Here is a 13,715-nt window from a genome sequence, read left to right on the forward strand (position 1 = left end):
CAGCTTTGGATTGGCGGTCTGCCCAGTTACATCAAGGCTTATTTGCCGATTTCACTCTGCGAAAGTTGAGTTAGTTAATTCTGCTTTTATCGTGCGAACGAATATTTTGTTCTCATTATCCTTTCAAAACCTTTAAAACACGAAATCCGGGTTTTTATTTTCAGCCATTTTTCTATACGAAAATTTTTTAAAAAGCATATTTTCAAAAGTTAATCACCTTTTCTCAAATATCTACTTTTGTTTGCGAGGATCAGGCTTTGGTAAAGGAGTATCTTCTCGCTTTACATTTTTCTGGCTGATTAAACGCGGACGTGAAAATAATCCCCAATGCGGAAATCGGAACATTACGTCTTTTTGATCTTCCATATTAAATGGAGCAAGCGGTGACATATAGGGTATCCCAAATGATCGTAAACTGCATAAATGAAGACTAAGAGCGATCAAGCTGACAATTATTCCGAATAATCCAAAAGAGGCAGCCAGTCCCATAAAAACAAAACGCAGCATTCTTACCGAAATGGATAGGTTGAAAGAACTGACAACAAAGCTTGAAATCGCTGTAATCGCCACGACAATAACCATTGCTGCAGAGACAATGCCAGCATCCACTGCTGCAGTTCCAATTACTAGTGTCCCAACAATCGAAACAGCTTGCCCGATGGTTCTCGGCATTCGAACACCGGCTTCGCGCAAAATTTCAAAGGTGACTTCCATCATGAGCGCTTCGATGAAGGCAGGAAACGGGACCCCTTCTCGTTGAGCAGCCAGGTTTATGAGAAGCGGAGTCGGCAGCATTTCCTGATGAAATGTCGTGATGGCGATGTAAAGTGATGGACCCAGCAACGCAATAACAAATCCGATATATCGCAGAATACGGAGAAGAGTGACAATATCTGCCCGCTGATAATAATCATCGGCAGTTTGAAAAAATTGAACAAACAGTGATGGAACTATAAGTGCATGCGGACTTCCGTCAACAAAAATAGCAACACGCCCTTCCAGTAAATTAGCGGCAGTTACATCAGGTCGTTCTGTATTGAAAATAGTTGGGAAAGGTGTAAATGTTTCATCCTGAATCAACTCTTCGACATAACCGGTTTCTAAAATCCCATCAATATCAATTCGATCAAGACGCTGACGAACTTCCTCTACCACTTTGTCATTTACGATATCTTTAATATAGGCAATCGTAACGTTCGTTTTTGTAACAGTCCCGATCTTCTTATTTTCGAACCAAAGATTTTGATTGTTAATTTTACGCCGCAGCAATGCTGTATTAGTCCGTAAACTTTCTGAATAAGCTTCTTTTGGACCACGCACCGTATTTTCACTTGTTGCTTCTGACACGCCGCGGTCCTTTCCACCCTGCATTCCAATTGCAAAACCTTGTGTATACCCGTCCAGTAATAGAATGACATTGCCTGCTAACAGCAAATTAAAAAAATTTTTGTAGTCGGTTAACTCTTTTAAATCTCCGACTGCCAAAACAGACTCTTTCAACACCTGCAAAGGGGAATCCTTAAAAGAAACATTTTTGTCTATATCAATGTCCTGCATATGAAACATTAAGGATTCCAGAATGAAATTTTGAATTGAGGGCGCATCAATTAAGCCTTCGGTATAAAAAATTCCCGCCTTTAGTTTTCTTTCCTTTCCAACGCGAACTTCCCTGATGATAATATCATCACTGTTCCCAAGAGTTTCCTTTACTTTTTTGATATTTTGACTAAGGCTAGCATTTAACTCGTCCTTCTGAGTAAGATCTTCATTTTGATTGTTTAGTGAAGACAATGATTGTTCCCGACGATTTTTAAACGATTTATTTAAGAATCTCATATTACCCTCCAAGTCACTTCTTATATCTAGATTTTCCTGCATTAGTTGAGATTATTAGTTGATATTAACTGCAAGCAGAAATTTTTCTAGACCATCCAGTTTTAAACAAATGGAATATGAAATTACCAGACTAAATATAAGCGACAAAATTCCGATAAAATCAAAATATCATTCTGAAGGATTTAGGGCTTTGGAATTTTTTCAGTAATTCTGACATGAAATAATAACTGAAGAATTAATAAGGAATCTATTTTTATTACATAATAAACCTAGTTGGTTTCTTTTGGAGGCTCAAAAATGGAAAACTCAAAAATTAGCCCTTGGCAGTTATTTTCATTAATAGTTTTATTTGAGCTGGGAACCGCCCTTATTGTCCCTTTGGGAGTAGAGGCGAAGCAGGACGCTTGGCTGGCGGAATTATTAGGATTAACAGGCGGTATCGTTTTATTGCTCCAATATTTTTACTTATATCACCATTTTCCGAATTTGCTATTGACAAGTTACATCCAAAAAATTTTCGGAAAATATATAGGCTGGATAATAGCTTTGTCATACATTTTATTTTTTATCTATGGGTCATCAAGAGATTTAAGGGAATCTAGTGAACTTTTTTTGCTCGAATTTAGTGAAACTCCCATGGTTGTAATGAGCGCGATAATGATCATGCTCGTTTGTTATGCGCTGCAACATGGAATGGAAGTGATCGCAAGAGCTGGAGAACTATTTATTGTTATAGTCTTTTCTATGGTGGTTTTGACATTTTTTTCACAATTGGTTCAAATATTGTTCAGTTTGAGAGATTGATGCCTGTTTTAGAAAATGGATGGCGCCCCGTTTTAATAACCGCATTTCCTGATCGTGTTTTTTTCCCTTACGGTGAATTAATTTGTTTTACTGTGATTCTTCCATACTTAAATAAACCGGAATATGGGATGAAATTTGGAATGGCTGCCACTATTTTAAGCGGTTTAATTTTAACTATGACCATTGTGCTTGAAATCACTGTTCTTGGTGTAAATGGATTATCGAACACTGTGTTTCCTTTGTTGAAAATGGTCGAAAAAATAAATATAGGCGGATTTATAAAAAGCTTGGACGGTTTGGCGATGGCTGTTTTAATTATTGGTGACTTTTTTAAAGTAACTGTATTTGCTTACGCAGCAGTGATTAGTGCAGCCGACTTATTCAAAGTTAAAAGTCACCGCATGCTTGTGTTACCCATAGGAGGGATGATCCTTTATACTTCCATGGTCGCAACTGATAATTTTATTGAGCATGCAGAACAGGGGAAAATGGTTCTTAGGTCTGTCTTTCCCCAGTTTGAATTTGTTATCCCATTGCTGTTAATCATCATCGCTTCTATTCGTATACTTTTTAGCAGCAGTAATACGGATTAACTTACGATGGTCTAATACTCCTATAGCCGAGCATTTTACTCCCCATTAGGCTATGGATTGCATCGTGCCTGATAACCGCACGTTCGTCTTTAACAACTTTTAAAATTATTAACTGTCTTCCACACTTTTTATTCTGCAGGATAATTTCGAGAGTATATTTGTTTGTTTTTTTTCAATCCATTTTAAAAGAACATCAACAACACGTTCATCTCCTGTATTTTCGTCAATTTTACCAAGTATAAAATAAATATTTCCCCTGGTTTCCCTATCCTTGCTTATTTCTAATAAGAAAGGAAAAGAATAAGGAAGATTGGACCAGGAAATTTACTGGTTGCCGTTAGATTTAAAAACAAATGTCAAGAAAAGACGGGTGGGTACTATACTATAGGAATTTCCCTCTTGAAAAAATCAAGAAGCAAGGATGAAGGAAAATGAACTTTATGTAAGCTATCGTTTACAATACCGAACGACCCGGATTCAGAAATATGTGGAATTTCCCGTACATGTGAAGGTGTGCAAAATACGATGCATAGGTTCAGTGGGCCAGTCCTTCCTAAAAGAAGGAAAGGAGTAAATCTGTATGATTGCAATTTTAGGAATTCTTTTAGTAGTTATTGTGATTGTGATTATCGAAGTTCCTTCCCTGTTGAAAAAAGGATTAAAACGGGAACTATGGGTATTTGGGATCCTGCTCCTTTTTGGGACTGGGTTAAATATAGCCCAGGGATTGCAGATAGATCTCCCGAATCCTTTAGATTGGATTAATGTTGTTTATAAGCCATTTAGTGATTTTCTATTCGGTTTATTCAAGTAGTAAGGAAGGAGGGAAAGAGATGCTGGAAAAAGGAAAAATTAATGGCAGGCAATTTACAGTATTAGTCATTATGTTTACGACAGGAAGCTCTCTCTTATTAGCCCCCTCCATGCTTTCTTCCGAGGCCAAACAGGATGCTTGGTTAGCTGCAATACTTGGAGTGGTAGTAGGGGTATTATTAGCATGGTTATATCAATCACTGGGAAAATTATATTCCGATATGACTTTGGTTGAATATAGCGAGAAAATACTTGGAAAATGGATAGGAAAAGCCGTCTCTCTTTTGTTTTTTACTTTTTCATTTCTCCTGGCAGCACTCGTTCTTCGCAATATAGGAGATTTCATTACAACGCAATTCATGCCAGAAACGCCGATCCAATCCATCCATATCATATTTCTCATCATTGTCATGATGGGAACACGGCATGGCCTTGAAACGATAGCGCGCTCCGGAGAAATTTTATTTCCATTGTTTATCGTGTTTTTTCTTTTGCTTGTCATCTTGGCTTCTCCTCAAATCGAGGTGGAAAAAATACAGCCGATTCTTGAAAATGGAATAAATCCCATACTGCGTAGTACCCTTCTATTTATCGGTTTTCCTTTCCTGGAGCTGGTTATTTTCTTGATGATCTTCCCCTATGTGAATAAACCAAAAGAAGCTGGAAAGGCTCTTTTCATAGGAACTTGGATGGGGGGAGTGATTATAACCCTACTGACGGCTCTGGCTATCCTGGTTGAGGGTCCAGATTACACAACGAGAAATTTATATCCAAGCTATTATCTGGCCCAAAAAATAAACATAGGGAATTTTTTACAGAGGATAGAAGCCATCGTAGCAATCATGTGGTTTATTTCTATCTTTTATAAATTGACTATTTGTTTTTATGTATCTACTTTAAGTCTTGCACAATTATTGAACCTTAAAGAGTATCGGATGCTAGTATTTCCTTTAGGGATGATTCTTATTGTTCTTTCCATTGTAAGCAGTCCTAATATCGTTTATGTAGTTAGCATTATCCTAAATATATGGACATCTTATGCTTTAACATTTGGGCTTTTTCTTCCACTGCTTTTGTTTGGAATCGTTGCAGTTCGAAGATATGTTAAACCTATAAGTGAGGAAAAGAAAAGATAAACTGGGATCCTAATCCTCTTGGAAATACTGAGTTAAGCATAGATGTGCATTCAGTTTTTTAAACACAGGTTCACTATCTACAATGACATCACCCATGTCAAATGCATATGAGCTCATTTGATTTCCGGTCTTCCTTAAAATAAGGCTGTATTAAGGCTTAATGTTGATTTTTGCACCCTGCTGATTGGAGCGGAAGGTGCGAGATCCTCGAAAATGCATTCGCATTTCCTTCGTGCGGTGTGTTTTCAATGATGTTTATTCAAAGTCCTACGGGAGTGCGGATCAAAGGGAGACCCCGGAGGCTTAGCGCTTGAGTAGGCTCCCGGACTGCCCGCGGTTCGCTGAGTGCCTGGAGCGGAAATCAACAGGCAAGTTAACAGAGCCTAAAATAAAGAGGAGCTATCAAATGAAAGCTCCTGCTCTCTTTAATTAACCTTTCATTCCATCCTTACTAATTGTTCGATTTTCTCCACTTCTGTTTTGCCAGTTTCCTTATTTACTGGACTCCAATTTCAGTGAGAATTAAAGCTAGCTGCTATTTCACAAGATACCTTTTCTTTGTAACGAGCAGGATTCGCATTCTTCGCTCCAACTCCTGCAGGAAAACCATATCTCATTTCATCTGATATAGGAGCTGCGTAAGATTTTTGCCAGTAAAAATAAGAAAATTTAATAGCCAGGTAGCAATAGATCCAATGCTAAGTAAGCTTTTTCAAAGGATAACTACATTGGATCTGAATGAAAACACAAAAAGGGCCTGTTCCCAGTACATTAATCAACTGATGGAAAGGCCTTTAGATTCAATATCATTTTACTTGCTGAAATATTCCAAAAGAATCGAACCGGCACTAAACACCAATAACAATGCCATTGTGATATTAAATTGATTTCTATACTTAGCCAGGAAGGATTGAAAAATGGAACCAAAGACACTCCAGCAGAAAGTGCTGACAAAGCCAATAAAGGCAAGTAATAAAGAAAAGAAAATCAGGCTCGAATTTGATGTGTAAAAGGTGCCTGTCCCCTAGTCCGGTAAAGCTATACTAGACTTGGGGACAGGCACTCGTTTTTATGGGATGTACAGCAGCACTCATTAAGCCATTACTTGTTCATTTTAGCGGTCTTTTCCTTTTACGGAGCAGTCCGCACCTTTTATTTAAAAAACAATCGTTTTGTTTTCATGAACAATAATTCGGTCTTCTAAATGCCATTTAACTGCTCTGGCAAGAACACTTCGTTCAATCGAACGTCCGCTCTTTTTTAGATCATTTATATCATCCCGGTGGTCAACACGCTTGATATCTTGTTCAATGATGGGTCCTTCGTCGAGATCGTTTGTAACATAATGAGACGTTGCCCCAATTATTTTTACTCCGCGCTGATAGGCTCGATCATATGGCCTCGCACCAACAAATGCAGGAAGGAAGGAGTGATGAATATTAATGATCTTGAATGGATGAGCTCGAACAAAAGCTGGCGTCAAAATTTGCATATATCTTGCTAAGATGATTAAGTCAATATCAAATTCTTTTAAAAGCTGCAGCTGTCTTTCTTCCACTTCCTCTCTATTTTCTTTACTTGCAGGTATGTAGAAGAATGGAATTTGCAAGGATTCTGCAATTTGTCTTGATTCCTCGTGATTGCTCACAATAAGAGCGATGTCGGTAAGCAAATCACCGCTTTGCCATTCCCATAACAGTTCACGTAAACAATGAAGCTCTTTTGATACAAAAATAGCTGTCTTCTTCAATTCATAGACAAATGCTAATTTCCATTCCATTGAAAATGTTTCTGCGATTTCCTTAAACTGACTCTTCAACTCTTCTTCCTTTGCCTGTAAACCAGGACATTCAAACTCGATTCGGATAAAAAAGGTGCCACCCTCTGGATTTGTTGAATATTGACTCGATTCAATAATATTCGCATCATGCTGGAACAGAAACTGCGATACAGCAGCCACAATACCTGATTGATCAGGACAATTGATAAGCAGCCGCCCCCTGTTTTTTTGACTCTCTCTAAATACTTGAAGTTGATCTTGAATAGATGAATTCATATGAATCTCCTTTTTTAATTTTAATAACTATATTAGACTTATTGTTCTGGATTTAAAAGCATATTTTTTTATAAAGTTATTTATTTGGCTTTTATGGGATCGTAAACATGGAGTAAAGCTGAAATCTTGATGCTAGCCCTTTCAGTGGAATGGACAGACAGGCACTTCTTCGAGTGGAATGTCTACGAGAAAGAGATACTCGAATAAGCGGCAGCTCTTTTTTAAAGTTGGCTCTTTGCTATAAGATTGTTGTTTTTTTATGATTTTGTGATTAAAAAACAAAGAGTGAGGAGAGGTTGATTTCCGTTGCAGGATGCTCAGCGAACCGCGGGGCGGGCGGTGAGCATCCTCGCACGCAGCGCCTGTGGGGTCTCACCTGTCCCATTCCTCCCGCTGGAGTCTCGCACCTTACGCAATCAACCAACCTTATTTTTCTTTGTTAAAAAAGAAACAAATTTTGCGAAAACAGCCTTAAAGTTAAATTAGGTTAATGATTGGATTCGACCTTACAGAAAAGGGACCATGTCTACCTTGCAAATAATAAAGGTGCCCTCCTACGGTGAGTTAATTCTTAAACACACCGAGGATTTGGCACCTTTTGGGCAGTCCAATGGAACCTTCCATCATACAGATACATGTCAAAAACGGTTCCCTTACTTTCTTCCCGAAAGCAAAAGAACCGTCCCTAGTTTCCTATACTCACATTCCAAACTTCTTTAGTCTTTTATAAAATGTACTTCGTGGAATACCAAGGAATTTTGCTGCTGCTGTTACATTTCCATTTGTCCGTTTTAATGCGTCCAGCATTAAATCTCTTTGTATTTTCTCCCGTGCGTTTAATCTTGTTTCTTCCGCGCTTCTTTCTTCAATCGAATACTCTGGAGGTGATGGATGATGCAAGTATAATAGCTCTAAGGGCTGTTCTAAAGGGAGATGGCCTGAAAGTTGTTCTGGAAGCATAATGTGCAGCCTCTCTAACAGGTTGGTCAGTTCCCTTATGTTTCCCGGCCAGTCATAGTCTCTTAAACTAGTGATCAGATCTTGAATGCTCATGCGATTTAAGCTCCAGTTGTTCCTTTGGCAAATATGCTTAATAAGATACGGGATATCTTCTTTTCTATTTCTTAAAGGCGGAACATCAATCGGATAAACATTTAACCGGTAATAAAGGTCCTCTCGGAATTCTCTCCGTTTTACAAGATCCGTAATGTCACGATGTGTGGCCGTTATAATCCGGACATCCAAAGGTACTTCTTTAGTGCCGCCAATCGGAGTGACTTTCCTTTCCTGAAGGACCCGTAGTAAAGCGACCTGCATCGTATGCGGAATTTCACCAATTTCATCAAGAAAAATCGTTCCCTTTTGAGCTTGTTCAAATTTCCCTTTATACCCTTGACGCTTGGCCCCGGTAAATGCCCCCTCTGCATACCCAAAGAGCTCACTTTCCATAAGGTCTTTAGGAATGGCCCCGCAATTCAAAGAGATGAAAGGGCCGTTTTTGCGGCGGCTGTTTTCGTGAATGGCCCTTGCAACCATCTCTTTCCCTGTACCCGTTTCCCCTGAAATGAATACGGTAGCATCGGTTGGAGCTACGAGCTTTACTTTTTGTAACGTTCTTTGAAATACCTCACTTATTCCACTTTCCCCTTTAAATACAAAGGAGTCTGCTGGTCTTGTTGAAGAAGGAAATACGTGTTGATGATGAGTATTTACTTCTGACAGAAAAAAGCAGATTCCATTCATGCCATTGCCTTCATTTACATAGAGTGGCATTTCAGCATTAATTTGATATCTGTTATGCAGCATTCCCTGCAGATTCATACCAATGACATGTGGTATTTTTTCACGGATGGGTTTACTTGCGGATATGATTTGTTTGTGTTGATTGCATACAATGAAGAGCTGGCTGTGATGGGTCTCAGCTAATTGGGCTGCTTGCTGGACAAGAGTGATTTCTTTGCTGTGGGATCTCTTGATTAATTCTTTTTCAATAGCATAAGCAATCGAAGTCACCATGCCAATCATAAAAGGATGAGATTGCTCTACGGGACATGAAACATCAATGACTCCCAGTAATCCTCCATTATCATCCAAGATGGGAGTCGCAGAGCAGCTCCATTGATGAGAAGCCACAGAGTAATGCTCAGGGCCCTGAATCATGACGGCTTCTTTAGTTTCCAGTGCCGTTCCGATTGCATTTGTCCCGACAGCAGCCTCAGTCCAGCGTACGCCTTCCATAAAGTTAATTCTGCGGGCATCCTTTAATGTTTTTTCGTTCCCTAATAGGGATAATACATATCCATCCGGATCGACCAATAATGCCATCATGCCTGAACTTTTTATCATCGGATCCATCTTCTTTAAATATGGGTCAGTCATTTCGATAAGCAGTGAATTTTTAGCTTTCTTATTATGTAATTCCTCTTCAGTTAATAAATGCATGCCTTTATTCAAATATGGGTTTACTCTTTCTTTTTTACATCGGTACCAGGATTCCAATATTCGTTTGTCTAATCGTGCTTGATCAAGAACACCTTCATGAACAAATCGCTTCCAAGTATCAAAATAAAAAGTCGTATCCATAGAGCCCCCTCTTATTAGAAAAAATTTTCCGGCATACATTTATTTCATTAGAAAAAGAGAATCTGGGTGTTATAGGCAATTCAAGTTTATTATATTAAATTATGTATCCGCTTTCAATAAACAATGATCTCTTATTATGAATATTCAAAAAAAATAAACTTCGCGCATTAGCACGAAGCCTGAAATTATCTTATAATGATGGATCTACCAATATTTTAATTTGGTTTTTATTTTTCGTGAGTGCTTCAAACCCTTCAGTAACGATTTGATCAAGGGAAATCTTTTTCGTGATTAACTCTGTTGCTCTAATTTGTCCATTGGCAATCAATTGAATAACTTGCGGGAAGATGTTTCGATAAGCTATGATACTAGTCATTTTTCTCTCTGTTAAAATAAATTGGTTTACCGGAATGCTGGCAGGCTTTTCCCATATGCTGATATTTACTACATTCCCTTCAGGTTTTGTCGATTCAATTGCTGTATAAATAGTAGCCTCGATTCCGGCTACCTCGAATGCGACATCAACTCCAAGCTCATTTGTAAATTCTTTTATGGCTTGAATGGGGTCTCTTTCTAAAGGATCAATGATAAGGTCTGCTCCAGCCTGTTCTGCAAAGTCTCTTCGTTCTGGGGAAACCTCGACCGCAACAATTTTACTTGCACCCGCAGCCTTAGCTGCTTGAATAACCAACAAACCGATAGGCCCAGTACCAATAACAGCGACTGAATCCCCGATCTTCATGTCGCTTTGGCGGACAGCGTGAACGGCAACAGCTGCTGGCTCAACTAGAGCTGCTTGTTCCCATGTCATATTATCCGGAATTTTATGAATCATCTTAGATGGCACCACACTGTATTCTGAGAAGCCGCCTAATCCGCCAGACAGACCTATAAACCCTAATTGTTCACAAACATTATAATGTCCTTTCCGGCAAGAATGGCATGTTCCGCAACTGTAAATCGGCTCTACGCAAACGCGGTCACCCACTTTAATTCCAGTCACATCTTCCCCAACAGCAGAGACCACCCCAGCAAACTCATGGCCCATGACAATCGGCGCTTTATCCTTTGATATGGGGTGGGCTTCTTCTACTGGGATAAAAATGGGGCCTGCCAAATATTCATGCAGATCTGACCCGCATATGCCACAATAATAGACCTTTACTTTCACCTGATCTCTTTCAAGAGAAGGCTCAGGAATAGTTTCGACACGGATATCTTTTGTATCATACCAAAGAGCAGCTTTCAATCATATACCTCCCTTTTTATACATGCACAGCATGACCAACGGCACTTAGCAGCGCTTCATGAACTGCTTCGGAAAGGGTTGGATGTGCTGCAATGAAGTTCTCCATTATGTCTGCTGTCAATTCTGCATGAAGCATGACAGCTCCTTGCCCTATAAGCTCTGTTGCATGGGCTCCCACGATGGAGATACCAAGGATTTCTCCGAATTCCGGATCGATAATAACCTTTACTTTTCCAGCCTGTTCATTGGCGATTAGCGCCTTGCCATTTGCCGAGAATGGAAACTCACCTATTCTGATATCGCCATATTGTTCTCTTGCCTGCTTTTCTGTTAAGCCAACACCAGCAATTTCAGGTGATGTGTAAATACAGCGGGGAACAGCACTGGCATAAACCTCGGCATCCATCCCGCAGGCATTTAAAGCCGCCACTTTTCCTTCGTGGAAAGCCATATGGGCAAGCTGAATTCCTCCAATTACATCACCGCATGCATAAATTGTCGGGATGTTTGTTTGCATTTGGTCATTAACATGGATCCCCTGATTTGAGAAATCAATCCCTATCCCCTCGATGCCCAAGTGATTTACTTTTGGTTTGCGGCCAATAGAAACGAGAACCCGGTCTGCCTGAATTTCATGGAGGCCCTTATCGTCTTCAATGAACGCTTTCTTTCGGGCTGATTCCAAATCCTTGAGAGCGGCAGAAGTATATATAGCTGCACCATCTTCTTCAAGCTGTTTATGTAAGATCCTGGCGATATCGTGATCTTCACCTGGAAGCAGCTGATTTGCCATCTCGACAATGGTCACTTTTGTACCCATTCTGCTGAAAATACTGGCAAACTCACAGCCGATTACACCTCCGCCGATAATCAGCAGTGAGGACGGGATCGACTGAAGCGACATTGCCTGGCCGCTATGAATCACCCATTCTCCATCAAAGGGAGCGAAGGGCAATGGGACAGGTTCCGAGCCTGTCGCTATTATGATTTTATCTGCCTTAATCTCCTGCTGATGTCCATTGCTCTCCACCTGCAGAACCTGACTTGATTTAAAAGAGGCAGATCCTTTTATTATTTTCACTTTATGTTTCTTCATTAAATATTGAATCCCAAGAACAAGAGTTGAAACGATCCTGTTTTTACGATCCTGAACTGCATTCCAATCAATTTCTATTTGCCCAGATGGCAGACGAATCCCAAACTTATTGGCATGATATAGCTGACTGTACACTTCAGCACTTTCTAAAAGAGATTTTGTTGGCATACAGCCTTCATTTAAACATGTTCCTCCAAGTGGCCCTTGGTCAATAATGGTCACTTCCTGTCCCTGCTGGGCAGCAGTAATGGCAGCTACATATCCAGCAGGTCCACCTCCAATAATTGCGATCGATCCCAAAGCATTCCCTTCTTTCTATAAAAGCATCGTTACTGGCTCTTCTAAAAACTGTTTGACCGATTGTAAAAATGCTGCAGCCGGTGCTCCATCAAGGACACGGTGGTCAAACGTCAGACTGAGTGGCAGGATGCTTCTTTTGACAATTGTTTCCGCCTTAAAAACTGGAGTATCATAGAAAGCGCCGACCCCAAGAATTCCTGATTCCGGCGGATTTAAGATGGGGGTGAAATGTTCCACACCGTAAGAGCCAAGATTACTGATCGTAAATGTAGATCCCTGCATCTCGTCACTGCTCAACTGCCCTTCCCTTGCCTTTTTTGCCAAAGCTTTAATGCTGCTTGATAATTCAATGATCGAACACTTTTCAGAATGGCGAATAACTGGAACAACCAAGCCCTTATCAACAGCAACTGCCATTCCAAGATGCACATGCTTGAATAAATGAATCGTTTCATTGATATAAGCACTATTCATTTGCGGATGCTGCTGAAGCGAAAGCACTACCGCACGTGCAATAAAGTCAGTCATAGTCAGTTTATTTTCATAACGATTTTGAACCGTTTCGGCTGTTTGCTTCTGCAGAGCGATTAATTCCGTCACATCCACCTTCATGTTCATCGTCAGCTGTGCTGTCTGCTGCAGGCTATCATGCATTCTGCCTGCAATAACCTTTCGAATGCCAGAAACCTTCATTTCCTGAGCCTGTTCAGCCGGTTCTAAAGCTGCTGATTTGTCTATTTGCTTCTTCTCTGCCTTATGCTCACGTGATTGTTTCAAAGCTTCCTGGACATCTTCCTTCGTAATTCTTCCGCCAGGTCCTGTACCCTGGATTTCACTAATATTGATGCCGCCTGCTTCTGCCATTTTTCTGGCTACTGGAGAAATTTTCACGCGGTCTCCACCGGATTTCACCTGCTTGCTCTTCTCTGGTGTTTCTTTTACTGGAGATTCAGCATCTCCTTTAGGCTCCTGGGTTTGTACAGAGTCACTCACCGGAGCAATTTTTTCACCCGGTTTCCCGATATAACAAATAACAGCTCCTGGCGGGACTCCTTCCCCTTCAGGAACGGCAATTTCCAATAATGTTCCTTCTGCTGGAGATTCTACATCAATTTCAATTTTTTCCGAGCTAACACTGGCAATCGGTTCTCCTTTTCCAACCTGATCCCCGACCTGCTTGTTCCATATGGATACCGTACCTTCTTTCATGGCCATTCCCAATTTTGGCATTACAACTTCTACTGACATG

10 protein-coding genes are annotated in these 13,715 nt (G+C 40.1%); 4 read left to right on the forward strand and 6 right to left on the reverse strand.

The features are described from left to right. Positions 1 to 231: 231 nt before the first annotated feature. Positions 232 to 1,836 (reverse strand): spore germination protein, encoded by a 1,605-nt coding sequence (locus NCCP133_RS19510; RefSeq protein WP_264806911.1) that lies wholly within the window; start codon positions 1,834 to 1,836, stop codon positions 232 to 234. A 297-nt stretch (positions 1,837 to 2,133) separates the two neighbouring features. Between NCCP133_RS19510 and NCCP133_RS19515 the strand changes: the two genes are divergently transcribed. The 4 genes from NCCP133_RS19515 (at position 2,134) to NCCP133_RS19530 (ending at position 5,182) form a co-directional block, all read left to right on the forward strand. After that, a complete protein-coding gene (locus tag NCCP133_RS19515) occupies positions 2,134 to 2,640 on the forward strand; it encodes a spore germination protein (protein ID WP_264806912.1) in 507 nt (168 codons plus the stop codon). Next, positions 2,640 to 3,233, forward strand: coding sequence for a GerAB/ArcD/ProY family transporter (locus NCCP133_RS19520; RefSeq protein WP_264806913.1), 594 nt, complete (start codon positions 2,640 to 2,642; stop codon positions 3,231 to 3,233). The genes NCCP133_RS19515 and NCCP133_RS19520 overlap by 1 nt, the downstream gene beginning before the upstream one ends. A gap of 580 nt (positions 3,234 to 3,813) precedes the next feature. Then, on the forward strand, positions 3,814 to 4,047 hold the full coding sequence (locus tag NCCP133_RS19525) for a hypothetical protein (protein WP_264806914.1): 234 nt from the start codon (positions 3,814 to 3,816) through the stop codon (positions 4,045 to 4,047). 19 nt (positions 4,048 to 4,066) lie between these two features. After that, positions 4,067 to 5,182, forward strand: a complete 1,116-nt coding sequence (locus NCCP133_RS19530; protein ID WP_264806915.1) for a GerAB/ArcD/ProY family transporter — start codon at positions 4,067 to 4,069, stop codon at positions 5,180 to 5,182. A 1,156-nt stretch (positions 5,183 to 6,338) separates the two neighbouring features. Here NCCP133_RS19530 and purU read toward each other — a convergent pair. From purU to NCCP133_RS19560, 5 genes are all read right to left on the reverse strand, one after another. Then, on the reverse strand, positions 6,339 to 7,238 hold the full coding sequence (purU, locus tag NCCP133_RS19540; RefSeq protein WP_264806916.1) for a formyltetrahydrofolate deformylase: 900 nt from the start codon (positions 7,236 to 7,238) through the stop codon (positions 6,339 to 6,341). 699 nt (positions 7,239 to 7,937) lie between these two features. Beyond that, complete coding sequence (locus NCCP133_RS19545; RefSeq protein ID WP_264806917.1) at positions 7,938 to 9,821, reverse strand: sigma-54-dependent Fis family transcriptional regulator; 1,884 nt, start codon at positions 9,819 to 9,821, stop codon at positions 7,938 to 7,940. A gap of 190 nt (positions 9,822 to 10,011) precedes the next feature. Beyond that, a complete protein-coding gene (locus NCCP133_RS19550; protein ID WP_264806918.1) occupies positions 10,012 to 11,070 on the reverse strand; it encodes a 2,3-butanediol dehydrogenase in 1,059 nt (352 codons plus the stop codon). Between the two features lie 16 nt (positions 11,071 to 11,086). Continuing rightward, positions 11,087 to 12,466, reverse strand: a complete 1,380-nt coding sequence (gene lpdA / locus NCCP133_RS19555) for a dihydrolipoyl dehydrogenase (protein WP_264806919.1) — start codon at positions 12,464 to 12,466, stop codon at positions 11,087 to 11,089. A gap of 15 nt (positions 12,467 to 12,481) precedes the next feature. After that, a complete protein-coding gene (locus tag NCCP133_RS19560; RefSeq protein ID WP_264806920.1) occupies positions 12,482 to 13,714 on the reverse strand; it encodes a dihydrolipoamide acetyltransferase family protein in 1,233 nt (410 codons plus the stop codon). Position 13,715 lies beyond the last annotated feature (1 nt).

This window comes from Cytobacillus sp. NCCP-133, assembly GCF_026011715.1.
In the GTDB taxonomy this organism is placed as follows: Bacteria; Bacillota; Bacilli; order Bacillales; family Cytobacillaceae; genus Cytobacillus.